Raw genomic sequence first — 25,583 nt, 5'->3', positions numbered from 1 at the left:
AGACCTCTGAGGTCTCACCTCTGTCGTCACGGCTTCGAGGCCCCGGGCCGCCCGTGACCCGTCCCCGGCGACGACCCCGCCGCCGTCGCGGGCACGGCCGTCCGTGTCCTCTCCGTGTCCTCTCCGTGCCGTCCCCGCGTCGTCCCCGTGCCGTCGATGTCACCGCTGGATCTCTGTTCCGATGCTTGGCGAATGCCGTACGCGATATGTCGCTAGAGTTCGGATTCCGGCCTGTAAAAGCGGGTCTCGGGCCGGATCCGAACGATGGCTCCATCGGCGTCGCACGACGCCGCGAAAGGTTCCGGCGTGGACGTCTACACCCTCGGCGAGGCCTTCGGCGTCGTCACCAGCGGCCGGCTCCGTCACGAGCACGAGGCCAGACTGGATGTCGCGGGGGCCGAGTTCACCGTCGCGGTCGGGCTGGCCAGGCTCGGGCACAAGGTGGCGTGGCTGGGCAAGGTGGGCGCGGACGAGGTCGGCGTCCGGATCCTCACCGCGCTGCGCGGAGAGGGGGTGGACGTCTCCGACGCCCGGGCCGAGGACGGGTCCGCGACCGGGATGGTGCTGCGGGAGACCAGGCTGGGGCAGGCGGGCAGGGTCACCTACTACCGTACGGCCGCGCGGCTGGCGCAGGGGAACGTTCCCGTGGACCGGATCGCGACCGCCCGCATCCTGCACGTCAGCGGGATCACCGCCGCGCTGAGCGCGCGCGACGCCATGCACGCCGCGGTACGGGCCGCGCAGAACGCGGGAGCCGTCGTCTCGGTGGCCGTCGACTACCGCGACCAGCTCTGGCCCGACCTGCGCGAGGCCGAGGAGATCCTCGGCGCGCTGGCCTCCTCCGCGGACCTGCTGTTCGTCAGGCAGAGCGAGCTCGACCTGGTCAAGCCGGCGCTCGGCGGCGGCCGGCAGGTCGTCGTGATGCGGGGCGCCAGGGGCGCGAGCGTCAGGGTCGACGGCGTCCGCCACGACGCGCCCGGTCTCGCCGCCCCGGTGGTCGACCCCGGCGGCTCGCACGACGCCTTCGTCGCCGGTTATCTCAGCGCGCTGCTGGAACGGCTGCACCCCGCGGACAGGCTGCGCAGGGGCGCGCAGCTGGCGGCCTTCGCCGCCTCGGGGCCCAGCGACTGGCAGGGCCTCCCCACGAGGGCCGAACTGCCGATGCTCGACCTCGAGGTCTGAAGCTTGTTGCGAAAGGACTCGTAGTGTCTCGGGCGCGGGCGACCTGTCCCTCGCCGGTCGGCCGTCATCTGCCCGGGGAAAGGAGGCTTTCCAGCGTCCGTGGCAGTGGATACACCCGCTCTGCGGGGAACAGCCGCTGGGCTTTGGTGGCGTGCCCGGTCTGTGTCAACACCGCGGCCTTGCGGACCTGGGGGGTGAGGTCGGTGAGGCTGACGATCCAGTCGTCGGTGAACGCGCGGATCAGATTGCGGCCGATGCCGACCTGGATGCTGTAGTGGTTCAGTGCCGCTCCGCGCAACGAGCGTTCCGGGTCCCACTGGACATGTACGGCTGCCTGGGTCACGGCTGCCGGGTCCGCGGTCGTGAGCACGGCCTGGGACAGAGCCTCCTCCCAGCCCTGCCGGGTCATCCGCACTGCGAGAACGCGCTCCTGACCGGGTTTGCGGGCCCAGTTGCTGCGATGCATGAGCCACAGGAACGAGGGCTTGATCCATGTCATCCTGTGGAATGAGAACGGCGCGACGAAGCGGCCCGCTCGCAGCGCCGCGTCGGCTATGGCAGGCGCGTATGCCTGGTAGACCACGATCGTGTCAGCGTCGTAGTCCGCGCGAATCTGGTACTGGGGTGCCATGCGTTGCACCCTGCCATCCGGCGCACTCGCATCGCGAAGCTTTTTTCCCCGCCCTCGGCCGAAGCGAATGCGCTGGTCATAGTCACTCGTTCTTCGACACACGCTGACTCGTTCAGCCCACGCCGGTGAGCGAACCCGAGAATGCCCTTTGTCAGCAGGAAGGGGCAGGGCCAAGCGATTCGATCCAGGACGCGAAGTCCACGGCCACGACGTCGAAGTCCGCAGGCTCCAGATCGCCCAGACCGGAGGAGAACACGGCGGAGTCCGGGTCATCGGCACGCAGGAGGAATCCGCGGCCACCACTGTCATCGCCGACGAGGAGGAATCCTGGTGCATACCGCGCGACTTCGTAAGCGGCGTTGCGTTCACCGATGTCCCCTGCCGAGTACACCGTGACACCGGATTCTGTGTGAAGGCCGTCCCTCACGCTCCACAGTGCCACCAGCGGAACTGGAAGGCTCATCGCCGTCTCGGCCCGCGCCCGCGTCACATCGTCCGGCGTCGCCGCCGCCGGCCTCGAAACCGACCCCGCCACCCTGCACCCCTCCCAACAGACTCCGGCGGCCCTGACAAGCGGCGGCACAGCCACTCCCACCAGCACCGCTCCCAAGAAAACCACGACAACCGGCCGACGGCGGCCCCAACATGATCACGATCTACGGCTGAAGTACTACGGAGAACGCACGCCGGACACGTCCTCACCGTCACCTGCGTCACTGCGGGCCTTGACGGCGGCGAGCCGGGCGGACCACTCGCGTTCGGCGATGACGAGGCCGCCCTCCAGCGTCTCGACGAGCACCGTCCGGCTCACCGACACCACCGTCGGCTCACGCCGGGCCTCGGTGCCCCAGGCGGGACCGCCTCCATCGCGTACCCGACAAGCGAGGTGCACCCGGTCCCCGTCAGGGAACGCGAACGCCGTCACCTCGTCGGTGCACTCCCCCCACTCCAGGAACGCACACCGCGCGAGTGCCGCCTCGGCCCCAGGTACGGCTCCGCTACCGGTGTCGTCGTACATCCAGCTCTCGGCGACGCGAAAGGACTCGGACGGCGAGGCGAACCCCACCGGCGGCGCGGTCGGCGTGCGAAAGCGGCTGAGCTCGTCCTTGAGCTTCTTGACCAGCAGTGGCGGATAGAACGCGTTGTCCCACGTGTTCACATGGAGCCCTCCGACGAAGACGTCGACGCACAGCAGCCCCGGGTCCTGTTCGACGTGGAACTCCAAACCGAATCCGGTCCGCGACCCGAACAACACGGCGACCTCCTCAGCCCTGGCGCGACACCCATCACGGCCCAACCCTATTGATCCGCTTTCGATGCACGGCCTGGTCGCGGTGACCACGGGAGGGCTGATCCGCCCTCACTTCCCGAAGTGCGTGAGGACGACTTCCTCAAGGTCGTTCCTGGCCTGTCTGATCCCGTGTTTCCTGACGACGCCGGTGGTGTCCAGGACCACCTCGTCCACGCCCGCCCGCCAGTAGGACTCCAATGTCCCGCGGACGTCCCGCGCGCCGCCGGAGAGGACCACGTTGCGCGCCATCAGCTCCTTGACGAGCTGCGCCGACTCGTGCGGACCGGCCGCGATCCCCGCCTTCCGCAGCATGTCGGCGTAGTGGTCCGCCCGGACGCGGCTCGCCGTCGCCAACCCGGCGATCTCCACCGTGTCCCGCCCGGGCCTGTCCAGGACCAGCGGGACGATGGCCACGACCCGCGGTCTCGGACGTCCGGCCTCGGCCGCCTTCGCGGTCAGCACGGGGAGGATCTCCTCGGAGAGGTACTCCAGGGGGACGAGCCAGGTGATGGCCGCGTCCGCGGTCTCCGCCGCCACCTGGGCCATGCCGGGACGCAGCACGCCCGCTCCGATCTCGACGGGAGGGTGCTGGAGCCGCGTCATCCTCCCCGTCATCGGGAAATACCGTCCGTCGGCGTCGACGGGGGAGCCGGACAGCAGGGAACGCAGCACTCTGAGGTACTCGCGGGCCGCGTCGAGCTGACCGGCGTACGTCCGCCCGGTCAGCGCCCGCTGCACCTGCCTGTGCCCCAGGCCCAGTCCGGCGGTGACGGGCTGGCCGAGGAGCAGCGCCAGCGTCCGGAAGTCCACGGCCGTCTGGTACGGATGCTTCAACGGCATCACGTTCACGCCGGTGCCGATGGGAACGCGCAGTCCGCGGCCTGCGAGGAACGCCAGCGCCATCAGATGGTCGATGGTCAGCGACTGGCCGGTCCACAGCCTGGTCGCGGGCGTCTCCGACACCAGGGTGAGAAACGGCCGCAGCTGTTCGGGCGTGGCGGCCATGAGAGGGAGCATGATCGACAGGCGTTTGTCCATGGTGGCTTCCGTGTGCGTCCAGTGGCTTCCGAGATCCCCGAGGTCGCATCGGAGACGCGCCGCACCACCGGTGCTCCGGCTTCCCTCGGTTCATGAACCTAATGAGCGGGAGCCGGAAAGTCGTTGCCCCTGCCTGCACGCTTGTTGCCGATTTCTGCATGCCGTTCCGCGGGGCGGACGGGAGACAGGAGACAGACGGGGCGGCGAGGCCCTAGGGCCTGTTTTGTGGATCTTTCCGCCTACTGCGGTCGGCCAGACGGCGCCCCGCCGCGTTGTCGTCGTCGCCCATAACTCCGTTATGAGCTCCTCCTCCGCCTTGCGGTGCATCCGCCTGGCCGATCCTCGCTACGGCGAAGATCCACAAAACAGGCCCTAGAGCTGCTTCGCCTCGCCGAAGACCATGGGGACGCGGGAGATCGTGCTGCTCAGCAGGGCGTGTTTGGGCAGGCCCAGCTCGCTGAGCTCCTTGGCGATCGGGTGGTTGCCGAGGCGGATCAGCGCGCCGCCGGGACGCGCGCGGACGCCTCGGGGGGTCGTCGACCACGGGATGCGACGGGTGACGCCGTCCAGGTGGCTGTAGACGTCCGTGGGCGCGATCGTGCCGCCCACCGGCATCGGGACGCCGGGCCTGACGAGGAGGTCCAGCACCAGGCGGCCGTCCTTGCGGACGACGCACCGCTTGTAGGGGGACGACAGGCGAAGGTCGATGTCGGCGAGTTCCTTGGGGAAGCCCCAGATCGTGCGACCCGCCTCCAGGGTGAAGTCCCGGTCGACGGGGAGCCAGTGCACGAACGCCCCGGTCCCCGCCCTGTGCAGCTCCGCCAGGCCCGCGCGCAGGCTCAGGCGGCGGGGTGCGGGCCCCGCGTCCGGAGGCCTGATCAGGAAGGCGACGCCGAACTCCCGATAGGCGTCCAGGTCGCCGTCCGTGTAGTCGGCGAACATCAGGGTGCACAGGGCCTTGCCCGGCAGCACCTCGGCGACGTCGAGCCCCGAGTAGGCGATCACTGCTCGGGCGGCGTCCGCCCGGACCAGGTACGAAACGCTGCATACCGAGGCGTCCCTGACGCGCACCGGTGTGGCGATCTCACGGCCCTGGATCAGATGGCGTGCCATGCCTCCAGTACACCAATCTCCACGTCCGACGTCACCGGTTTGCCCGCCCATTCCTCGAGCCACCCGACGAACTCGCCCGCGTGGTCGGGCCAGTGGTGGTGGGACAGGGCCTCCTCGTAGCCGCGTCTGCCCATCGCCGAGGCTTCGCCGGGGGCGTCCCGCAGCCCGAGCACGGCGTGCAGCGCCGCCTCCACGTCCCCGAACGGCACGACGGCGCCGCAGCCGACCCGGTCGACCATCGAGGCCGCCGCCGGCAGCGGCGTGGTCACCACGGGAATCCCCCTGGCCATGTACTCGACGACCTTGGTCGGCATCGACTGCCGGTAGTTGGGCTCGTCGTGCAGGAGCGACAGGCCCGCGATCGCCCCCTCGGCCATCCGCAGCGCGTGCTGGTTGGGCACGTAGCCGTACCAGTCGAGCACGCCCTCCCGCTGCGCGTCGCGCAGCAGCGGGCGGACCTCCTGGTCGGCGGCGCCGATCAGGTCCGTCCTGATCCCGTGCGGCAGCAGTCGCCTGGCCAGCTCGATCAACTCGGCCGCGCCCCTGGCCTCGGACAGGTGACCGACGTAGACCACCCTGTTCCCGCCGGGCGGCGCCGGGGGCCGCCGGGGCACGTAGGTGGTGTTGAGCACCACGGGGTGGGGCCGGGTGAACCGCTCCTGGTAGGCCTCCTCCGCCAGGATGAGGTGCAGGCGGCGTTCCGCGCCCGCCTCGATCCTGCGGATCACCGCCGGCAGGGTCCGGCGCAGCGTCTCGGGAAGGTACCGCTTGGCCTCCACCGCGGCGGCCGTGTCCTCGTGCACGTCCCAGACGGTGGCGGGGCGGCGTCTCGGCAGCCGGAACAGCAGCTCGACGTCGTGGACGACGAGCAGGTCGGCGCCCTCGACCCCGCGCTTCAGGGCCCGGCGGGCCGCCTTCAGCGCGCGTCTGCGACGGCGGCCGACCGCGCGGGGAACGTCCACCGCCCTGATCCGGGGATCAGGGGTGACGTTGCAGTCGGTGAAGGGCGCGACATAGGTGACGTCGTGCCCGGCGTCGAGGAGCGCCCGGATCTGCCGATGCATGATCCGAGCGTCTTCGGGGTGATGGACAATCGTCCCGACACATACCCGCATATGCCGATGCTGAGTGTCGGTTCCGTCCTCACCGGATGTGTTGAGTTAACTACCGGGGAACTGCGATTGAACTCTCCCTGTCAGGGGTGGCCTCGGCGGGTCTGTCAGGGACGGCCTCCGCGGGTCGGCGATACAACCAGACCAGGCGGGGCTCCAGCAGCCATTTGAACAGCGTGCGGGTCTGCGGCAGGCACAGGACGATCGCCAGGACGAGCGCGCTGGAGGCGATGGCCAGCACGCCCAGCGGGCCGTACAGCCAGGGGTAGCTCAGCCAGCCCAGCTCCTTGGCGATGAGCACCACGACGCCGTGCAGCAGGTAGGCGTAGAGCGTCCGGGTGCCCAGGTCGGAGAACCAGGTCTCGCGTCTCGGCACGAGCGCGAGCAGCGCGACCGACAGCACCAGCCCCGCGACCAGCATGCCGGCGCGCACGATCAGGCCCATCCACCAGGTGGTGTCCATGGACTTGAAGCTGTAGCGGTAGTAGACGGGGTCGAGGCCGACGCGGGGGGCGATGTAGACGGCCGTCGCGACGGCGGCGACGACCACGACGCCGGCCGCGATCCTCACCCAGAGCGGCTTGAGCAGGTCGAAGTGCTCAGGCTTGAGCAGCAGGCCGCACACGTAGAACGGGAGCAGGCCGAAGAAGCGGTCGAGGCTGAAGTCGCCGGAGATCTCGGAGAAGCCCGCCAACATGTAGATGGTCACCGCGACCAGCAGCGGCTGTCGCATCCGCGTCCAGATGGGCGTGGAGATCCGCCACAGCACCAGGGCGACCAGATACCAGTTCAGCCAGGCCGGGTCGATGATCGTCAGGGTCCACTTCTGGCCCAGCGCGTAGCGCAGCAGGGCGTAGCCGATCTCCACGAACGCGTAGGGGACCAGCATGGTGTCGACCAGCTTGTTGATCTTCGCGTTCGAGTTCCAGAAGTTGCGCCCCAGGTAGCCGCTGAGCAGCACGAACGCCGGCATGTGGAAGGTGTAGATGAACAGGTAGGCCGACTTGGCCGAGTGCGCCGCCAGGGTGGGCACCAGCGAGTGCCCGGTGACCACCAGGGCGATCAGGACGAACTTCACGTTGTCGAGGTACGGCTCGCGCTTCCTCCTGGCGGGAGGCGCGGACGGCTCCTCCTCCGGACGCGGCCCGGGCTCGCGCTCCGTCTCCTGGGGGCGGCCCCACTGTGAGGGGACGTGCTCCCCGAAGGGCGGGGGCGCGGCCTGTCGGGCGCGGGTGTCAGGGAGGGACGGGGCGGTCCGCAGGGCGTGGTCGTCCGGGGTCCGCAGGGCGGGGTCCTCCGGAGGGGCCTGACGGGCGGGACCGTCCAGCGGGGAGGGGGCCGCGTGGCGGGCGCGGTCGTCGAGCGGGGCCGGGGCCGTGTGACGGGCGACGCCGTCCGGCGGGGCCGGGGCCGCGTGGCGGCTGTGGTCGCCTGGAGCGGAGGGAGCCGCGTGGCGGGCGCGGTCGTCGGCGGGAGGCGAGGCCGCCCACGGGGCGTGGTCGTGGGGGGAGACGGGGGGCGCGGCCTCGCGCTCGGCGCTCTCCCAGGTTTCCCGGCTGGGATTCTCCCAGTAGGAGAAGGGTCTTTCGGGGACGTCCCGGGGTTCCGCGGGGCGAGGCTCCGAGGGGGGAGCGGCGGGAGTGGCGGGCGTCCACGCCTGGGCCCGCGCGGCCTCGTGCTCCTGCGACCACCCCTGACCCGCTCCCCGCTCCTGCGGGGCGGGAGACCAGGCCGGATCCAGCGGGTCCTTGGGGACGCCCCCGGGAACGGGCCCGGAGGCCGTGCCGGGGAACCCGCCGGAGCCGGGCCCGCGCATGTCCTGGTAGGGCGGACGCGTTTCCCGGGTGGCGGGCCGGTGGGCGTCGACCTGGCGCTCGTCCGGAGAGCCGAAGGCGTTCGGGAAGGAGGGGCCGGGGTACGGCGTGTCCGCCCGGGGGGCGGGAGACGCAGGGCTGTCCGCGTACGGCGCGCCCGTTCCCGACGCGGAGGAGGGCCACCGGTCGTCCCCGTACGGCGTGCCCGTCCCGGGTGAGGAGAAGGGGCGGTCGTCCGCGTACGGCCCGCCCACCCCGGGGGGCGAGGACGCGTGTGGAGTGCCCGTCCCGGGGGGCGAGGACGCGTGTGGAGCGCCCGTCCCGGGGGGCGAGGACGCCGCGTATGGGGCGCCCGTCCCGGGAGGAGAGGACGAGGGCGGAGCGCCCGCCCCGGGGGGCGAGGACGGCTCTGGATCCCGGTAGGCCTGGTAGCCCCACAGGGTGATCTCCCCGGGGCCTTCGTCCGAGCCCTGGTCCTCCTGGCCGTTCGGCGGGGGGTTCTCGTGGGCCGCCGTTCCCCAGGCGCTCGGTCCCGGCGGCTGCGGCCACGAGGCCTGCTGTGACGCCGCGGACGGCCGCGCGTGCTCCGACGTCGGCCACGGGGCGGGTTTCCGGTCCTGTCCGTCGGCGGACCTGCCGGTTCCGGCGCCGGAGGCGGCGTCGTCCCGGGGGGTCGGTACCTGGGAGGGGGATCGGGTGTCGCTCACGAGGAAAACGCTCAGCTATCTGTCGGAGACGGGGAAAGGGTCGGACACGCCGGCGAAACCACCCAGGGGTCGCCGGGGGCGCGGCCAAGTGGCGGGGGTCACCTCGCCGACCCGACCACCATAAACGTTCGTGCATTCGATGTCGCACGAGCACACCGCGTTTCGCTGGGTTCCCGGCGAATCGTGACCGTCAGGTGAACCGTGGATGTCAGACGCGCCGTCGCCGCCCGGACTCGCCCTCTCCCACGGCCGGGCCGCAGGAGAGGGGCGGACCGGCGGTCAGAGGCAGGGATTGGTGTTGGCGTCGACGACGTCGCCCTTGATGCTGTCCGGGATCTTGATGGGGGAGGCGACGCCCTTCCAGTCGGCGCCGATGACCAGCTGGATCACCGGGCCCTGGGGGTCCGCGACCGCCGCGTCGGTGGTTTTCGCGGTCCCCGTGGTGTCGGCGGCGGTCGTCGTGCCCGGCGTCGGCGTGCCCGAGGGGACGTACGGCTTGGTGCTGCCGGGCTTGACCTTGCCCGAGGCGGGCTTGACCTTCTCCTTGTTGAGAAGCTTGGCGGCCACCGGAGCGGCGTAGTCGGCGCCGTCCTGGGCGTTCTTGGCGTACAACAGCTTCGTCTGCGGCTGGTCGGCGCCGTTGGACAACCGCGCGTCGCCGAGCTCGGTCACGACGAAGCCCTGCGCGGTCAGCGCGTCCGCGACCTCCTGGGCCTTGCCGGAGGTGTTGGTGCCGTTGAGCACCTGGATCCTGATCTGGGAGGGCTTGATCGCGGGCTTGGCGGGGGCCGCGGTCGGGCCGCCGGTGCCGCTGCTCGACGGCTTGGGCGTCGCGGTCGGCTGGACCTCGATGTCGCTGCGGATCGCGGCGAACAGCTGGTCGGCCTTCGGCTGGGCCCACTCGACCCGTCCGGGGTCGGGCGCGTACGGCTTCCACGGCACGGTGACGGACTTCAGGCCCTTGGCGGTCAGCGACTTCGCGCTCTGCGCGATCTCCAGCAGGCGTCCGGTGGTGAGGTTGCGGTCCATCGTCACCGAGGAGGTCGCCGCGGTGAGGAAGTCGGTCAGCTTGGGCAGGTCGGTCAGCAGGTCGGAGCTGGTCGCCTTCTTCATGACCTGGGTGATGAACACCTGCTGGCGCTTGATCCGGCTGATGTCGCTGCCGTCGCCGAGGGAGTAGCGGGCGCGGACGTAGGCCAGCGCGGTCTCGCCCTTCACCGTGTGCTTGCCCTTGGTCAGGTTGAGCTTGGCCTTCTTGTCCATCACGTCCTGGGGCAGGCAGATCTCGATGCCGCCGAGGGCGTCGACGATGCCCTTGAACCCGGAGAAGTCGACCTTGACGAAGTGGTTGATGCGGATGTCGGTCAACGCCTCGATCGTCTTCCACGTGCAGGCGATGCCGCCGTCGTTGAAGGTCGCGTTGATCTGCCGCAGGCCCGCCGGGATGGTCGCCTTGGTCTTGGGGTTCTGGCAGTCGGGGGCCTGCACCATGGAGTCGCGGGGGAAGCTGACCAGGGTCGCCTTGTCGCGGTTCGGGGAGATGTGCAGGAGGATGATGGTGTCGGTCCGCTCGCCCTGACCCTGCAGGTGCTGACCGTACTTCTTGTTGCCCGCGCCGTCGCGGGTGTCGGAGCCGACGACCAGGACGTTGAGCGCGCCGGTCTCCGGCGGGCGGTCCGCGCCGAGCTTGTCCTCGACGTCCTCGCGGGCGATGTTCCCCGCGATGTCGCGGTAGAACTTGTAGCCGGTGAGGGTGCCGACCACCATGACGCCCGTCAGCGCGATGCTGACCCACGCGCCGACGCCCAGCCGCTTGGCCCCGCCGGAGGCTCCCGAGCCTCTCGACCCTCCTGGCCCTCCCGGGCCCGCGGGCCCCCTCGGGGGCTCGTCGTAGCGGGGGCCGTACTCGTGGGATGCGCCCTGCGGCGTTCCGCCGTCCCGTCCCGCGCGCCGGGAGGCCCTGCGCCCGGGCTGGGTGGGTTCGGCGGTGCGATCGCTCGCGGCGACGTGCCGGTGGTCGCTCATGCGATCTCCTCGCTCAGCGGCAACGTCCGGGGCTGTTTCAGCTCGCTCATTGCGCCCAAAGAGTAGGTCACGAGGTCAGCGCGGGGAGTCGTGATGATGCGAACTTGGTCATGACCGCCCCCCGCAGCCTCCGTGATGATCCGGCCGCCCAGCATACTCAAATACGGACATTTATTGGAATGTTAGTGAAAGAAGGTTTAGTCAGGGAGAGAGCGGCGGCGAGAAAAGCGGCGGGCACGGCGGGCAGGACATACCGGTAGTCGAACTCCGCGACCGCCGCGGGCATGACCAGCAGCGCCACCGCGGTCGCCCAGGGCAGCACCCACGCCGTCGAGGCCGGACGCACCCGCCTGACCTGTACGGGACGCGTTCTCCTGACGACCGCCGCGACCGGCGGGACGAGCAGGACCACCAGCACCGCCGCGCCGGGCAGCCCGGCGACGCGCTGGTAGGCCCGCATCCAGCCCGCGTACGGCTCGACGATGCGGGTGCCGATCGGCCCCTGCTCGTAGCGCTGGGCGTACTCGGCGCCCACCATGGCCGGGTAGCGCCCCGGCGGCGGCGGTGGCGTCGCGGGGAACTGGTAGTAGTCGTATATCTCCTGGTCGGGATAGACCGGGCGGTCCAGGGTGAAGGAGCGGCCCAGCTCGGAGAGGGTCGAGCCGAGATAGTCGAGCGGCTGGCTGCGGATGGCCAGCGAGGCGAACCGCCCGGCCAAAGCGTCGCTCTCCCGGGTGAAGGTGATGCCCGGCAGGCTGACCAGCGGGGAGTCCTGGCTCCAGATGTACTCCTGCGAGGGGGGCCGCAGCCGCGCGGGGCGGGGGTCGCAGAGCACGGCCAGGTCGGGGGGCGGCTTCATCACCGCGCAGTCGGCGAAGGTCATCGTCCTGGCGTAGAGGAAGGCGCCGTTCGCGCCCACGAGGCCGACACGGTGGTAGGTCGCGTAGAACCAGGCCCCGTACCCCAGGATCGGCAGCGCCGCCGCGGCCAGCATCACCGAGGCGGCCGCCACCCGTCCCCGCGCCCGGTAGAGCGACCAGGCCGCGAAGATCGCGACAAGCGGCAGTCCGACGGTCCTGGTCAGCGTCGCCGCCGCCAGCAGCAGGCCGATCCCGGCCGCCCTGCCCAGAGCCGCTCTGCCCAGAGCCGCCCTCGGGATCCGCCCTGCCGCCCCGCCCCGCGCCGCCGACGCCTCCGCGACCGCCGACGTCTCCGCGGCCACCGCCCGCGCGGCGCCCTTTCCTGTGCCCTCTCCCGGGCCCTCCCCGGGGGCTCCCGTGACGGCGAGGCAGGCCGCCGACATCACCAGCGCCGCGAACAGCGTGTCGGAGATCAGCAGGTGCTCCAACTCGACCTGGTACGCGTCCAGAAGGGAGGGGACACAGGCGAGCACCGCGGCCCAGCCGGGGGCGCGGAGCCTGCGGGCGGTGACGTAGACCAGCACGCCGACCATGAGCCCCAGCAGGTGCTGGACCAGCGCGACGAGGGCGAAGCTGTGGAACGGTTCGAGCAGTCGCAGGAACATCGAGTATCCGGCGGGGCGGACCAGGTCGGGCCTGGGCCGCATCGCGGTGACGACGTAGGTGTAGGAGTCGGGGAACCAGAGCGCGGGCCGGTAGCCCAGCATGGCGACCGCCCGCAGCGCGACCCCGACGCCCAGCACCGCCAGGAACCACCGGTGCCGCCGAGCCAGACCGGCCCCCGCACCCCCCGGCGTCGTCCCCGGGCGGGCCGGGCCGGCGCCTCTCCTGCCCAGCAGCCGCAGGACCGGGCCGCCCGCCCGCGTCCCCAGGATCCGCCCGGCCCAGCCGGTCTCCGGCGGGCCGGGAGAAGGCCGACGCCGTCGGCCGCCCTCGTCCCCCGGCAGCCCGGGAGAACCGTCCCCCGGCAGCCTGGGAGAACGCCGTCGTCCTCGCGCCCACCCGCCCACTGTTCGCCCCCTTCGCGCGCTGCGCGTACGCTACCGGCTCCCGCGGGGCCGTCGCGCGTCCCCGTCGCCGCACCGGGACGCTGCCGCTACGCTCGGGGCCAGTCATGAGGATCGGCTGGCCGGATCACACGCGCAGACCCTCGGCGGGCAGGGTGCTCGCCGTGCTGTCGGCCGTGCCCGCGCTCGCGCTCGCGGGCTGGTTGCTCGCCGGGCTGCCGCTGCTGCTGCTCGGCTGGTTCAGGCCGGTCGCCGTGCTGCCCCTCGGCCTGCTGGCCGCCGTCCTCCTGTGCCGGTACGGCCTGCGCCGCCTGCCGGAGACGGTCGAGGCGACCGCCTGGCAGACAGGCGCGGTGATCGCCGTCGTCCTGGCCTCCGCGGTCTTCAACGGCCTGCTCGGCAGCGAGCAGCTGATCATCCGCCGCGACCCCGCCACCTACGCGCAGTACGCCGTCTGGCTGGCCGAGCACGGCTCGCTTCCCATCCCCTACCAGGAGGCGGCCTTCGGCGGCCCCGACCCGGCGCTGCGCTTCGACAGCATGGGCTTCTACGACCACGGCGGCGCGATCGTGCCGCAGTTCATGCCGGGCCCGCCGATGATCCAGGCGCTGGGCCACTGGCTGGGCGGCCTGCCCGGCCTGCTGCTGGTCCCCGCGCTGCTGGGCGCCATGGCGGTGCTCGTCCTGTCGGGGGTCGTCGCCAGGCTCGTCGGCGCCCGCTGGGCCCCGCTCGCCGCCCTGGTGTTCGCGGTCAGCCTGCCCGTCCTCTACACCTCGCGCACCACCTTCAGCGAGATGCCGTCCCTGATCATGCTCTTCGGCGGCCTCGCCCTGCTGCACGACGCCAGGGTTAGGCTCCGCTCCGGCATCACCGGGCTCGGCTACCTGCCGCCCGTCCCCTCGGGCGAGCGGCCGGGGCTGATCCGCTCCGCCCAGTCGGTCCGCGCCGTCGCCGGCGCGGACCTCGCCGGTCTGGTGTTCGGGCTGGCCGTCCTGGTCAGGATCGACGGCCTGCGGGACGTGCTGCCCGTGCTCGCCTACGCCGGGCTGCTGATCGCCCTGCGCCGGATCGGCGGCCGTGAGGACGGACGGCTCGGTGTCCCGCTGCTCTGCGGCCTGGCCCTCGGCACCGGGCTCGGCCTCGCCGCCGCCTACTTCCTCACCAGGCCGTACCTGAACTACCTGTCGGGCTCGGTCAGGCCGCTGCTGGCCGTCTGCGGAGCGGTCCTGCTCCTCACCCTGCTGGCCGCCGTACTGGCTCCGAGGCTCGCGGCCCCGCTGCGCAGGGCCGCGAGGATCCGGTGGCTGCCGGAGGTCGCGGCGGGCCTGGTCGTGCTGGCCGTGGTCGCCTTCGCGGCCAGGCCGTGGCTGCAGACCGTGACCCGCCTGCCGGTCACCCCGGAGGACGTCCTCAACGCCGGGTTCATCGAGCGCACCCAGCAGTCGAACGGGTTGCCGGTCGACAGGTACAGGCTCTACTACGAGGAGTCCCTGTACTGGGTGATCTGGTACCTCGGCGTCCCGGTCGTCGTGCTCGCCACCCTGGCCGCCGCCCTGCTCACGCGCAGGCTGGTCAGGCGGCGCGGGTTCGGCTGGCTGCTGCCGCTGGCCGTCGTCGGCTGGACCACGGCCGCCACGCTCCTGCTGCCCTCCATCACCCCCGACCATCCGTGGGCCTCCCGGCGGCTGGTCCCCGTCGTCCTCCCGGGCCTGATCCTGCTCGCGGTCTGGGGCCTGCGCTGGGTCAGGGAGAAGGCGCGCAGGGTGGGGTACGGCCAGGCGGCGCAGAACGGCCTGGTCGCCGTCGGCGCGGTGCTGCTGCTCGTCCCTCCCGTGATCACCTCGGCGGGGACCGCCTTCACCCCGGTCGAGCGCGGCGAGCGCGCGGCGGTCGAGGCGCTGTGCGCGGCCATCCCGTCCCGCGCCTCCGTGCTGATCGTCGAACGGGTCACCGGCGACCGCCTCACCCAGGTCGTCAGGGGCACCTGCGGCGTGCCGACCGCCAGGGTCGCCTTCCGCCAGAACGCGGACATCCCCGACCCCTCCGACGTCACCCGCCTGGTCGGCCGCGTCCACTCCACCGGCCGCGTCCCCGTCCTGCTCGCGGTCAGAGCCGACCAGCTCGCCCCGTACGGCGAACCGGTCCAGGTGATGAGCCTGCGCGCCCGCCAGGACGAGCGTTCCCTCGTCGACCCGCCGAACGGCACCTGGTCGATGGCCGTCGACGCCTGGATGGCCGTCCCGGCCGGGTCGCAGGCCCCCTGAAGGGCGCTCCGGCGCCGGCGAGGCCCGCGTCACGGGCGCGGGCCGGCCAGGAGGAAAGCCGGGCGAGTCCGCTCCCGCGGGCCGCGCAAGAAGGCGAAGTGCGTTCGGTCCCGAGCCGGGCAGAGTATCCTCGCCCGACGTGAGCACGCCCGAGACGCCGAAGAGTGGAACCGCTGTGGACGCAACGCCGTACGTGACCATCGTCCTGCCCTGTTACAACGAGCAGGACCATGTCATCGACGAGGTCGAGCGCATCTGCGAGGCCATGGACCGCAGTGGCTACACCTACGAGCTCGTGGCCGTCGACGACTTCTCCACCGACAAGACCCTGGCCAGGCTGCAGAAGGCCGCGCCGCGCTTCCCGAACATGCGCATCCGGGCCTTCCACCGCAACGGCGGCTCGGGCACGGTGCGCAGGATCGGCACGCAGGAGGCCAACGGCGAGATCGTCGTGTGGACCGACGCGGACATGACCTACCCGAACGAGCGCATCCCCGAGCTGGTCGAGATCCTGGAGAAGGACTACACGATCGACCAGGTCGTGGGCGCGCGGACCACGGAGGAGGGCTCGCACAAGTTTCTGCGGGTCCCGGCCAAGTGGTTCATCCGCAAGGTGGCCGAGCGCCTCGCCGGTCAGCGGATCCCCGACCTCAACAGCGGGCTGCGGGCGTTCCGCAAGTCGGTCGCCAGACCCTACCTCCGGCTGCTGCCCCCCGGGTTCTCCTGCGTCACCACGATCACGCTGTCGTTCCTGTCCAACCAGCACGACGTGTACTACCTGCCGATCGAGTACAGCAAGCGGGCGGGCAAGTCCAAGTTCAGCTTCATCTCCGACGCCTACCGCTACATCCTGCAGGTGCTGCGGATGGTGATGTACTTCAACCCGCTCAAGGTCCTCATGCCGCCCGCGCTCTGGCTGGTCGGCATCGGCCTGGTCAAGGGCGTCGTCGACATCGTCCGCTACGGGTTCTACCTGACCAGCAACACCATCGTGATCTTCCTGTCGGGTCTGCTCATCGGCTCGCTGGCGCTGCTGGCCGACCTCATCGTGCGGTCCAGGAGCGAGTAGATGCGCATCGCGATCGTCGGCCCCGCCCACCCGTACAAGGGCGGCGGGGTCGCGCACACCACCGAGCTGGCCCACCGCCTGCGCGCCGCCGGGCACGACGTGGTGATCGAGTCGTGGAGGGCGCAGTACCCCTCCTTCCTCTATCCCGGGCAGCAGACCGTCGACACCCCGGACGGCGCCCCGTTCCCCGGCGTCCGCCGCGACCTCGACTGGCGACGCCCCGACGGCTGGGTGCGCGCGGGCCGCCGCCTCGCGAGCGCCGACCTGGTGATCCTCGCGGTGCTCAGCCCGGTGCAGGTGCCGCCCTACCTGGGCATCCTGTACGGCCTGCGCCGCAGGACCCCGGTCGTCGCCCTGTGCCACAACGTGCTGCCCCACGAGCGCAAGCCGTACGACGAGCCGCTGATGAGGGCGCTGCTGCGCCGGGTCGACGGGGTGCTCGCCCACTCGGAACGGCAGGCCGCGCTGGCCAGGAAGCTCGGACCCGTCCCCGTCACGGTCGCCGAGATGGCGCCGCACCTGCCCGCGGGGGGACGCGACCGCGGCGAGGCGGCGAGCACCGGCGGCGCGGACAGGGCGGTGGCGAACCGGCTGCTGTTCTTCGGCCTCGTCCGCCCCTACAAGGGCCTCGACCTGCTGATCCGCGCGCTGCCCGAGGGGGTCTCGCTCCGGGTCGCCGGGGAGTTCTGGGGCGGCCTGGAGGAGACGAAGGCGCTGGTCGCCGAGCTCGGGCTGACCGACAGGGTGGAGCTGCGCCCCGGTTACGTGGCCGACGACGAGGTGCCGGGGCTGTTCGAGGACGTGGACGCGCTGGTCCTGCCGTACCGGAGCGGGACGGCCAGCCAGCAGGTGTGGCTCGGCCACGAGCACGGGACGCCGGTGATCGCCAGCCGGGTGGGGACGCTCGGTCACCACGTCACCGACGGCGTCGACGGCCTGCTGGTCGAGCCGGGCTCCGTCGAGGACCTGCGGGCCGCGCTGAGCGCGTTCTACCGCCCCGGTGAGCCCGAGCGCCTGCGCGCGGGGGTCAAGGCCGTCGACCCCGACCCCTACTGGGCCGCCTATCTCGACGCCCTGGTGCGCGAGACGACGCGGACCGGTACGGTCCGGCGTGACCCGGCGGAGTCGACGAGAAGTGGTGAACGGGCGATGGGCGAGGGCGGACGGGCGGCGCAGCTGGAGTACTCCGAGTTCCAGTCGGCCATGCTGGACGAGGAGAAGCGCCGCCGCAAGGCCGCGAAGATCGTGGCGGTGCTCGGCCACTTCCTCGGCAGGAAGGACAGGGTCCTGGAGGGGCTGACGGTCGCCGACATCGGCTGCTCGGCGGGGTTCATCGCCGACGAGCTGGCGGCGGCGGGCGCGAGCAGGACGTTCGGCGTCGACATCGACGTCCCGGGCCTGCGCAAAGCGGCGGCGCGGTTCGGCGAGCGGGTCGAGTTCGTGTGCGCCGACGGCACCGCGCTGCCCTTCCCCGACGGATCCGTCGACGTGCTGGTCTTCAACCACATCTACGAGCACGTGGTCGACCCCGACGCGATCATGGCGGAGATGCGCCGGGTGCTGACCGACGACGGCGTGCTCTACCTCGGCCTCGGCAACCGGCTCGGGGTGATGGAGCCGCACTACAAGCTGCCGTTCCTGTCCTACCTGCCGCCCGCGCTCGCCGACCGCTACGTCAGGCTCTTCGGCCGGGCCGACAGCTACTACGAGCGCTACCGGACCCGCAGGGGCCTGCGCCGGATGGTGCGCGGCCTGCGGGTGTGGGACTACACCTTCCCCGTGCTCGCGACCCCGGCGGAGTTCGCCGGGTCCGAGCTGTTCCCCGGCGTGGTCGGCAGGGTGGCGGAGGGCGTGCTGTCCCGGCTGCCCAGGGGCGTCCTGCGCGCGCTGCTGCCGGTGGTGCCGACCTACCTGTGGGTGGCCACCAAGAGCGCCCGCCGTCCCGCGGGGGCGTCGCTGCCGCAGCCGCCGGAACAGGTCCGCCCGCTGTGAGAGGCGTGAGCTCCGCCGGGAAACGGCGGGTCCGGTGAGACGTTTCGTCAGGATCGCCTTCCTGGTGGTCGCGCTCGGCTTCGGCGGATGGTTCGTGGCCAGGCAGTGGGACGACGTCCGCGCCGGGTTCGCCCTGCTGTCCTGGCAGTCGCTCGCGCTGTCGCTGGTCGCGGTGGTCGCGGCGCTGTGCGGCGGGATGATGACGTGGCGGGCGCTGCTGGCCGACCTCGGCTCGCCGCTGCCGTTCCGCCCCGCGGCGAAGGTCTTCTTCGTCGGCCAGCTCGGCAAGTACATCCCCGGCTCGCTCTGGCCGGTGCTCGCCCAGATGGAGATGGGCAGGGAGCTGGGCGTGCCCCGCTCGCGCAGCGCGGCGGCGTTCTTCCTGACGCTGCCGGTCCAGCTCGGCAGCGGGCTGGTGATCTCCGGGGTGACGCTGCTCGCCGCCCTGCCGGGGTCCGCCGCGCCGTACGCCTGGGTGTTCCTGCTGATCCCGGTGCTCGCGGTGGTCTTCGAGCCGCGGGTGATCAACGCGATCCTCGGGTTCGGGCTGAGGAAGCTGAAGCGCGAGCCGCTGGAGCGCCCGCTCACCCGGAAGGGCATGCTCACCGCGATCGGCTGGGCGTTCCTCGGCTGGACCGCGTACGGCCTGCACCTGGCGGCGATCATCCGCGACTTCGGCCCCTCGGGCGTCTCGGTGGCGGTGTTCTCGATCGGGGCGTTCGCGCTGTCCTGGTGCCTGGGCATCATGACGTTCGTGGTCCCCGCCGGGGCGGGGGTCAGGGAGGTCGCGATGGTGGCCGTGCTGGCGCCCGTCCTGAGCCAGGGGCAGGCGATCGCCGTCGCGCTCTGCTCCAGGATCGTGATCATCGTCGGAGATCTCGTCTGCGCTGGTACGGCGGGGTTGGCCGCCCGTCGTGACGTCGATCCCACGCACGATCAAACAACGGGAAAACCCGTGTGATTTGCCCCACGTTTTCGAAGGTCCTCGCAATAGAGTGAGGGGGAAATGAGACGACGATCCCGCGTGGACCCAGAGGGGAGTGATCGGCCTTGACGCCCCGAGTGCTCGTCGACGCGGCCGCTGTTCCGGCCGATCGCGGTGCCCTGATCAGATACGTCGACGGGCTTCTCGCCGCGCTGGACCGGGCGGGCGCGGACCTGGCGATCGTGTGCCAACGCGCCGACGCCGAGCGCTACGCGGCGCTCGCGCCCTCGGCCAGGATCCTGCCGGGCCCGCTCGGCATCGCCAACCGCGCCGCCAGGCTCGCCTGGGAGCAGACCGGGCTGCCGGTGCTCGCCCAGCAGGTCGGCGCCCAGGTGATCCACGCCCCTTATTACTCGATGCCGCTGCGTTCGGGGCTGCCGACCGTGGTGACCGTCCACGACGTCACCTGGTTCACCGACGCCTCCCAGCACAGCGCGGTCAAGGCCTCCTTCTTCCGTTCGGCGACCCGCACGGCGGTCCGCCACGCCGCGCGGGTGGTCGTCCCCTCGAAGGCGACGAGGGACGAGCTGGTCAGGGTGCTGTCCGCCGACCCGACCAGGATCGACGTCGCCTACCACGGGGTGGACCCGCAGCTGTTCCACCGTCCCTCCGCGAGGGAGATCGGGCACGCGGCCGACAGGCTCGGCCTGCACGGCACGCCGTATGTCGCCTTCCTCGGCCTGATGGAGCCCAGGAAGAACCTGCCGAACCTCATCAGGGGCTTCGCGCGCGCGGTCCATGACCTTCCCTCGCCGCCCGTCCTGGTGCTGGCGGGCGGCGTCCACGACGCCGAGGTGGACGCCGCGATCGACGAGGTCCCCTCGGGGGTCCGGGTGGTCCGCCCGGGTTACCTGGCCTTCGCCGACCTGTCCGGTTTCCTCGGCGGCGCGCTCGTCGCGGCCTTCCCCTCGACGGGGGAGGGCTTCGGGTTGCCCGTGCTCGAGGCCATGGCCTGCGGCGCGCCGGTGCTCACCACGCACCGCACCTCGCTGCCCGAGGTGGGCGGCGACGCCGTCGCCTACACCGAGCCGGACGACGCCAGCATCGCCGAGGCGCTGCACGCGCTGCTGTCCTCGCCGGAGCGCAGGCAGGCCCTGTCGGAGGCGGGGCCCGCGCGCGCCAGGGAGTTCACCTGGGAGGCCTCCGCGGAGGCGCATCTGCTCTCCTACCAGCGCGCCCTCGATGAGCTGGGCTAATCGTCACGTCGATGAATGGTGAGTTAACCTCGCGGGATGACGGAGACCGCTTTGCCGGAGCTTGAGGCGATCCTTCTTGTCGGTGGACAAGGAACACGCCTGCGTCCGTTGACGCTCGGCACGCCCAAGCCGTTGCTGCCGACGGCCGGGGTTCCCTTCCTTGCCCACCAGCTCGCCAGGGCCCGTTCGTTCGGCGTGCGGCGCATCGTGTTCGCCACCTCCTACCGCGCCGAGATGTTCTCCGAGGCGTTCGGGGACGGCTCGGCGTTCGGGCTCTCGCTCGAGTACATGACCGAGGAGACCCCGCTCGGCACCGGCGGCGCGATCAGGAACGCCGCGCAGGCGCTGACCTGCGGTCCCGACGCCCCGGTCCTGGTGCTCAACGGCGACATCCTGTCCGGCCACGACATCGCCGACCAGGTCGCCACGCACGTCGCCAGGCGGGCCGCCGTCACGCTGCACCTGACCGAGGTGGACGACCCCTCGCGGTTCGGCTGCGTGCCGACCGACGCGGACGGCCGGGTGACCGCCTTCCTCGAGAAGACCCCGAACCCGGTCACCAACCGGATCAACGCCGGATGCTACGTCTTCACGCGCTCGGTGATCGACACGATCCCGGAGGGGGAGGTCGTCTCCGTCGAGCGGGAGACCTTTCCCGGCCTGATCGAGGACGGCGCCCTGGTCCTCGGCTACGCCGACGCCTCCTACTGGCTCGACGTGGGCACGCCCGCGGCCTTCGTCAAGGGCTCCCGTGACCTGGTCCTCGGCCGCCTCGCCTCGCCCGCCCTGCCCGGCCCGCCGGGAGACTTCCTCGCGCTGCCCGGAGCCAGGGTCTCCCCGGAGGCGAAGGTCGACGGAGGATCCGTCGTCGGCGCCAGGGCGGTCGTCGAGTCGGGGGCGCAGATCTCCGGCAGCGTGCTCGGCGACGACTGCGTGGTCCACCCGGGGGCCTCCGTGGTCGACTCGGTGGTCGGCGTCGGAGCCGAGATCGCCTCGGGCGCGATCCTGCGCGACGTGGTCATCGGCGACGGCGCCGTGGTCGGGCCCGGCAACGAGCTCCTGGCGGGCAGCCGCGTCTGGCCGGGCGTGGTGCTCCCCGAGTGCTCGGTCCGCTTCTCCAGCGACGTCTGACCGCCCCGGGCGGGCGGAGTCCCGTGAGACGTCCGTGAGAGAGTGCGCTCGTGAAACAGCGGGAGTGGCGGTCGGACAGGCCGCTCGACCTCGGGCTGACCCTGCAGCCCCTCCGGCACGGCGGCGGCGACCCCGCCTGGCGGCGCACCGCGGACGGCGCGGTCTGGCGCACCTGCCGGACGCCTGAGGGACCCGGCACACTGCGGGCGGCGGCCAGGGACGGGCAGGTCACCGGCGCCGCGTGGGGTCCCGGGGCCGACTGGCTGCTGGAGACGCTGCCCGCGCTGCTCGGCGCGGAGGACGACGTCTCGGGGTTCGCGCCGGAGCACGAGGCGGTACGGCGCGCGGCCAAGCGCCACGAGGGGCTCAGGATCGCGAGGACCTTCAGGGTGTTCGAGTCGCTGGTGCCCGCCGTGCTGGAGCAGAAGGTCGTCTCCGACGAGGCCTGGCGGGCGTGGCGGTGGCTGCTGCGCCGCTACGGCGAGCCCGCGCCCGGACCCGCCCCCGAGGGGATGCGGGTCTTCCCCGAGCCCGAGGTGTGGCGGTCGATCCCGTCGTGGGACTGGCACAGGGCGGGGGCGGAGGCCGTACGGGCGAGGACGATCGTGAACGCCGCCCGGTACGCCGCCAGACTGGAGGCGACCGAGGGCAGCGCGGAGGCGGACCGGCTGCTGCGGGCGCTGCCGGGGATCGGGGTGTGGACGTCGGCCGAGGTGCGGCAGCGCTCGCACGGCGACGCGGACGCGGTCTCCGTCGGCGACTATCACCTGCCCTCGCTGGTCGGCTGGGCGCTGACCGGGCGGCGCGCCGACGACGCGGGCATGCTGCGGTTGCTGGCCCCCTACCGGGGGCACCGCCACCGGGTCAGCAGGCTGCTGAGGTTGGGCGGTGCGCGGCCGCCCGCCCACGGGCCGAGGATGTCGCCACGGGACTATCGCTCGTTCTGACCCGGGTTCTCTCCCGGCTTCTGAGCTTCCTTACCGGGGGCTCGGCGGGCTGCCAGTCACGGCCGTCGCGCGTGTCCGCTCCGATCAGCGGGGCCAGGGCGGAGACGGCGGCGAGGGCGAGGAGAAACCAGATCATTTTCGGCTCCTGACGGGTCTCGGGGGTTCCCGAGGGACGTTCCGGGGGACGCCTCAAATATATGTAGGTGCATTAATTTACGTCTATCTAGATATTCTTGAGTGTACGGTTAAGAGGTTCTGAAGTGTCCGTGTGCGCTCCGGTGGCCGTGACCAGGCACCCCCCGCCCGACCACCTGGCGTCGGGTCGTAATGTGCCGTCATGAGCGTCAACCCCACCGACAGCGCGATGCGCCGGGCCCTGGCCCGCGCCCGTGACGGAAAAGCTCTCGACCTCACAGAGGCCACCGTTCTTCTGCACGCAAGAGACGAACACCTCGACACCCTGCTCCAGCACGCGGGGCGGGTCAGGGACGCGGGCCTCGAGGCCGTAGGGCGGCAGGGAACCATCACCTACAGCCGCAAGGTCTTCATCCCCCTGTCCCGGCTGTGCCGAGACCGATGTGGGTACTGCACGTTCGCCACCGCCCCGCACAAACTGGAGAGCATGTTCCTCAGCCCCGACGAGGTGCTGGAGATCGCCAGGCAGGGCGCGGCCATGGGGTGCAAGGAAGCGCTGTTCACCCTGGGCGACCGCCCCGAGGACCGCTGGTCCCAGGCCCGCGAGTGGCTGGACGCGCACGGCTACGACGACACGCTGTCCTACGTCCGCGCGATGGCGATCCGGGTGCTCGAGGAGACGGGACTGCTGCCGCACCTCAACCCCGGCGTCATGACCTGGCGCGACCTGCAGCGCCTCAAGCCGGTCGCGCCGTCGATGGGCATGATGCTCGAGACGACCTCGCGGCGGCTCTTCGAGGTCAAGGGCATGCCGCACTACGGCTCGCCCGACAAGGACCCCGCCGTACGGCTGCGCGTGCTCGAGGACGCGGGCCGCAGCAACGTGCCGTTCACCAGCGGCATCCTCATCGGCATCGGCGAGACCGTCGAGGACCGGGCCGAGTCGCTGTTCGCGCTGCGCAGGGTGGCGCGCGAGTACGGCGGGCTCCAGGAGATCATCGTCCAGAACTTCCGCGCCAAGCCCGACACCGCGATGCGCGGCATGCCGGACGCCGACCTGCAGGAGCTGGCCGCCACGATCGCGGTGACCAGGCTGGTGCTGGGCCCCAAGATGCGGGTGCAGGCCCCGCCGAACCTGGTCGACTCCGAGTACGACCTGATGATCAGGGCGGGCATCGATGACTGGGGCGGCGTCTCCCCGTTGACGCCCGACCACGTCAACCCCGAGCGCCCCTGGCCGCAGATCGAGGAGCTCGCGGCCCGCACCGCCGCCTCCGGGTTCACCCTGCGCGAGCGGCTGACCATCTACCCCGAGTTCGTGCTGGCGGGCGAGCCCTGGCTCGACCCCCGCCTGAGCGCCCACGTCGCCGCCCTCGCCGACCCCGAGACGGGCCTGGCGCGCGAGGACGCCGTCCTGGCGGGGCGCCCGTGGCAGGAGCCCGACGGCGGCTTCGTCTCCGCCGGTCGCGTCGACCTGCACACCGCCGTCGACACCGAGGGCCGCACCGCCGACCGCCGCGACGACTTCGACGATGTCTACGGCGACTGGGAGGCCCTCAAGGAGCGGCTGCCCGCTCCCGCCGTGCCCGGCGTGCTGGTCGGGGAGGTCGGGCGGGCGCTGCGGCAGGCCGCCGACGACCCGGCGGGGCTGACAGACGAGCAGGCGCTCGCCCTCCTCGACGTCGCGGGCGACCAGAACGGCGCCGGCGCCGACGACGCGGCCCTGGAGGAGCTGTGCCGGATCGCCGACGACCTCCGCAGGCAGGCGGTCGGCGACGACGTGACCTACGTGGTGAACCGCAACATCAACTTCACCAACGTCTGCTACACCGGCTGCCGCTTCTGCGCCTTCGCGCAGCGCCGTACCGACGCCGACGCCTACACGCTCAGCCTGGAGCAGGTCGCCGACCGGGCCTGGGAGGGGTGGCAGGCGGGGGCGACCGAGGTGTGCATGCAGGGCGGCATCCACCCCGACCTGCCGGGCGACGCCTACTTCGACATCGCCAGGGCGGTCAAGGCCAGGGTGCCCGAGATGCACGTCCACGCCTTCTCCCCGATGGAGGTCATCAACGGCGCCAGCCGTACGAACCTGTCCGTCGAGGACTGGCTGGTCGCGGCCAGGGAGGCGGGCGTCGACTCGCTGCCCGGCACCGCCGCCGAGATCCTCGACGACGACGTGCGCTGGGTGCTGACCAAGGGCAAGCTGCCGACCAGGGAGTGGGTCGAGGTCATCTCGACCGCGCACCGGGTCGGCATCCCGACGACCTCGACGATGATGTACGGCCACGTCGACACCCACGCCCACTGGGTGCAGCACATCCGGCTGATCCGCCGCATGCAGGAGGAGACCGGCGGCTTCTCCGAGTTCGTGCTGTTGCCGTTCGTCCACCACAGCGCCCCCATCTACCTGGCGGGCATCGCCAGGCCGGGCCCGACGGCGCGCGAGAACCGCGCGGTGCACGCGCTGGCCCGTGTCCTGCTGCACGGCGCGATCGACAACATCCAGTGCTCGTGGGTCAAGCTCCAGGACGACCTGTGCCGCCAGGTGCTCCAGGGCGGGGTCAACGACCTGGGCGGCACGCTGATGGAGGAGACGATCAGCCGGATGGCGGGCTCGGAGAACGGCTCGTTCAAGACGATCACCGAGATCGGCGCGATGGTCGCCCCCACCGGGCGGCGCGTCCGCCAGCGGACCACCGGCTACGGCACGCCGGACGCCGAACGCCTCGCCGCGTCGGCCGCCAGCGACGGCGTCTGCCGCAGCGTCCGAGGCCTGCTTCCCCTCGAACAGGTCTGAGCCGCCGATCAGGACCCGTCCACGTGGGCCGTTTTGGAAAGGGCTCACAGTTTTGGAAAGGGCTCACATGCGTGGACCGCGCAAGCCTTCGCGCTTCGCGCGGTCCACGCTCGGGCAGTGCCCCCTCGGGGCTTCGCCCCGAACCCCGGGCGAGGGGTCTGCCGACCCCTCGCGCTCCCCGGTCACCGGCCGGTCTTCCGGAGAGACGAGTATGGGCCGGATCGATG

General features: G+C 71.8%; 18 protein-coding genes and 1 pseudogene. 10 read left to right on the top strand and 9 right to left on the bottom strand.

Annotation, left to right across the window (positions count from 1 at the left end; all coding sequences use genetic code 11):
- Window positions 1-306 precede the first annotated feature (306 nt).
- Window positions 307-1,182: a sugar kinase gene (locus tag PKF00_RS09065; RefSeq protein WP_271216930.1), complete on the top strand. Its 876-nt coding sequence runs from the start codon at window positions 307-309 to the stop codon at window positions 1,180-1,182.
- A 64-nt stretch (window positions 1,183-1,246) separates the two neighbouring features.
- On the opposite strand, the gene PKF00_RS09060 is transcribed toward PKF00_RS09065, so the two are convergent.
- The 9 genes from PKF00_RS09060 to PKF00_RS09020 all read right to left on the bottom strand — a co-directional run bounded on the left by PKF00_RS09060 (window position 1,247) and on the right by PKF00_RS09020 (window position 12,843).
- Window positions 1,247-1,813 carry a DUF4291 domain-containing protein gene (locus tag PKF00_RS09060; protein ID WP_271216929.1) on the bottom strand — a complete coding sequence of 189 codons (567 nt, stop codon included), beginning with the start codon at window positions 1,811-1,813 and terminating at the stop codon, window positions 1,247-1,249.
- Window positions 1,814-1,964: 151 nt separating this feature from the next.
- A complete protein-coding gene (locus tag PKF00_RS09055) occupies window positions 1,965-2,348 on the bottom strand; it encodes a hypothetical protein (protein ID WP_271216928.1) in 384 nt (127 codons plus the stop codon).
- Window positions 2,349-2,483: 135 nt separating this feature from the next.
- Window positions 2,484-3,068 (bottom strand): hypothetical protein, encoded by a 585-nt coding sequence (locus tag PKF00_RS09050; protein ID WP_271216927.1) that lies wholly within the window; start codon window positions 3,066-3,068, stop codon window positions 2,484-2,486.
- Between the two features lie 105 nt (window positions 3,069-3,173).
- Entirely contained in the window at window positions 3,174-4,142 is a 969-nt protein-coding gene (locus PKF00_RS09045; RefSeq protein WP_271216926.1) for an LLM class flavin-dependent oxidoreductase, read from the bottom strand.
- A gap of 372 nt (window positions 4,143-4,514) precedes the next feature.
- Window positions 4,515-5,255 (bottom strand): acetoacetate decarboxylase family protein, encoded by a 741-nt coding sequence (locus tag PKF00_RS09040; RefSeq protein ID WP_271216925.1) that lies wholly within the window; start codon window positions 5,253-5,255, stop codon window positions 4,515-4,517.
- The gene (locus PKF00_RS09035; RefSeq protein ID WP_271216924.1) at window positions 5,240-6,370 is read right to left on the bottom strand and encodes a glycosyltransferase family 4 protein; all 1,131 of its coding nucleotides are present in this window, start codon (window positions 6,368-6,370) and stop codon (window positions 5,240-5,242) included. Before PKF00_RS09035 ends, PKF00_RS09040 begins: the two co-directional genes overlap by 16 nt.
- Before the next feature lie 49 nt (window positions 6,371-6,419).
- Window positions 6,420-8,888, bottom strand: a complete 2,469-nt coding sequence (locus PKF00_RS09030) for an acyltransferase family protein (RefSeq protein WP_271216923.1) — start codon at window positions 8,886-8,888, stop codon at window positions 6,420-6,422.
- A gap of 279 nt (window positions 8,889-9,167) precedes the next feature.
- Window positions 9,168-10,913, bottom strand: coding sequence for an LCP family protein (locus PKF00_RS09025; protein WP_271216922.1), 1,746 nt, complete (start codon window positions 10,911-10,913; stop codon window positions 9,168-9,170).
- Window positions 10,914-11,070: 157 nt separating this feature from the next.
- Window positions 11,071-12,843, bottom strand: coding sequence for a hypothetical protein (locus tag PKF00_RS09020; protein WP_425582268.1), 1,773 nt, complete (start codon window positions 12,841-12,843; stop codon window positions 11,071-11,073).
- 104 nt (window positions 12,844-12,947) lie between these two features.
- On the opposite strand from PKF00_RS09020, the gene PKF00_RS09015 reads away from it, so the two are divergent.
- The 9 genes and pseudogenes from PKF00_RS09015 to PKF00_RS08975 all read left to right on the top strand — a co-directional run bounded on the left by PKF00_RS09015 (window position 12,948) and on the right by PKF00_RS08975 (window position 25,356).
- Window positions 12,948-15,104, top strand: coding sequence for a hypothetical protein (locus tag PKF00_RS09015; RefSeq protein ID WP_271216921.1), 2,157 nt, complete (start codon window positions 12,948-12,950; stop codon window positions 15,102-15,104).
- Between the two features lie 139 nt (window positions 15,105-15,243).
- Complete coding sequence (locus PKF00_RS09010) at window positions 15,244-16,173, top strand: glycosyltransferase family 2 protein (protein ID WP_271216920.1); 930 nt, start codon at window positions 15,244-15,246, stop codon at window positions 16,171-16,173.
- Window positions 16,174-17,253: pseudogene (locus tag PKF00_RS09005) on the top strand (glycosyltransferase family 4 protein); the annotation flags it as partial.
- A gap of 69 nt (window positions 17,254-17,322) precedes the next feature.
- Window positions 17,323-18,165, top strand: a complete 843-nt coding sequence (locus PKF00_RS09000; protein WP_309298384.1) for a class I SAM-dependent methyltransferase — start codon at window positions 17,323-17,325, stop codon at window positions 18,163-18,165.
- Between the two features lie 34 nt (window positions 18,166-18,199).
- Window positions 18,200-19,126: a lysylphosphatidylglycerol synthase transmembrane domain-containing protein gene (locus PKF00_RS08995; RefSeq protein WP_271216919.1), complete on the top strand. Its 927-nt coding sequence runs from the start codon at window positions 18,200-18,202 to the stop codon at window positions 19,124-19,126.
- An 89-nt stretch (window positions 19,127-19,215) separates the two neighbouring features.
- A complete protein-coding gene (locus tag PKF00_RS08990; RefSeq protein WP_271216918.1) occupies window positions 19,216-20,346 on the top strand; it encodes a glycosyltransferase family 4 protein in 1,131 nt (376 codons plus the stop codon).
- Window positions 20,347-20,382: 36 nt separating this feature from the next.
- The gene (gene manB / locus PKF00_RS08985) at window positions 20,383-21,477 is read left to right on the top strand and encodes a mannose-1-phosphate guanylyltransferase (RefSeq protein ID WP_271216917.1); all 1,095 of its coding nucleotides are present in this window, start codon (window positions 20,383-20,385) and stop codon (window positions 21,475-21,477) included.
- A 50-nt stretch (window positions 21,478-21,527) separates the two neighbouring features.
- Window positions 21,528-22,424: a DNA-3-methyladenine glycosylase family protein gene (locus tag PKF00_RS08980; protein WP_271216916.1), complete on the top strand. Its 897-nt coding sequence runs from the start codon at window positions 21,528-21,530 to the stop codon at window positions 22,422-22,424.
- A 337-nt stretch (window positions 22,425-22,761) separates the two neighbouring features.
- On the top strand, window positions 22,762-25,356 hold the full coding sequence (locus PKF00_RS08975) for a bifunctional FO biosynthesis protein CofGH (protein ID WP_271216915.1): 2,595 nt from the start codon (window positions 22,762-22,764) through the stop codon (window positions 25,354-25,356).
- The last annotated feature ends 227 nt before the right edge of the window (window positions 25,357-25,583 follow it).

It is taken from the genome of Streptosporangium carneum (assembly GCF_027922005.1).
In the GTDB taxonomy this organism is placed as follows: Bacteria; Actinomycetota; Actinomycetes; order Streptosporangiales; family Streptosporangiaceae; genus Streptosporangium; species Streptosporangium carneum.
This window is presented reverse-complemented; position numbering and strand designations above follow the sequence as displayed.

Bases quoted from the DNA above. Each gene is read 5' to 3' on its own strand.
- PKF00_RS09015 (WP_271216921.1), top strand. From the start codon at position 12,948: ATGAGGATCGGCTGGCCGGATCACACGCGCAGACCCTCGGCGGGCAGG.
- PKF00_RS09060 (WP_271216929.1), bottom strand. From the start codon at position 1,813: ATGGCACCCCAGTACCAGATTCGCGCGGACTACGACGCTGACACGATC.
- PKF00_RS09045 (WP_271216926.1), bottom strand. From the start codon at position 4,142: ATGGACAAACGCCTGTCGATCATGCTCCCTCTCATGGCCGCCACGCCC.
- PKF00_RS09040 (WP_271216925.1), bottom strand. From the start codon at position 5,255: ATGGCACGCCATCTGATCCAGGGCCGTGAGATCGCCACACCGGTGCGC.
- PKF00_RS09000 (WP_309298384.1), top strand. From the start codon at position 17,323: ATGGGCGAGGGCGGACGGGCGGCGCAGCTGGAGTACTCCGAGTTCCAG.
- PKF00_RS09035 (WP_271216924.1), bottom strand. From the start codon at position 6,370: ATGCGGGTATGTGTCGGGACGATTGTCCATCACCCCGAAGACGCTCGG.
- PKF00_RS09025 (WP_271216922.1), bottom strand. From the start codon at position 10,913: ATGAGCGACCACCGGCACGTCGCCGCGAGCGATCGCACCGCCGAACCC.
- manB (WP_271216917.1), top strand. From the start codon at position 20,383: ATGACGGAGACCGCTTTGCCGGAGCTTGAGGCGATCCTTCTTGTCGGT.
- PKF00_RS08975 (WP_271216915.1), top strand. From the start codon at position 22,762: ATGAGCGTCAACCCCACCGACAGCGCGATGCGCCGGGCCCTGGCCCGC.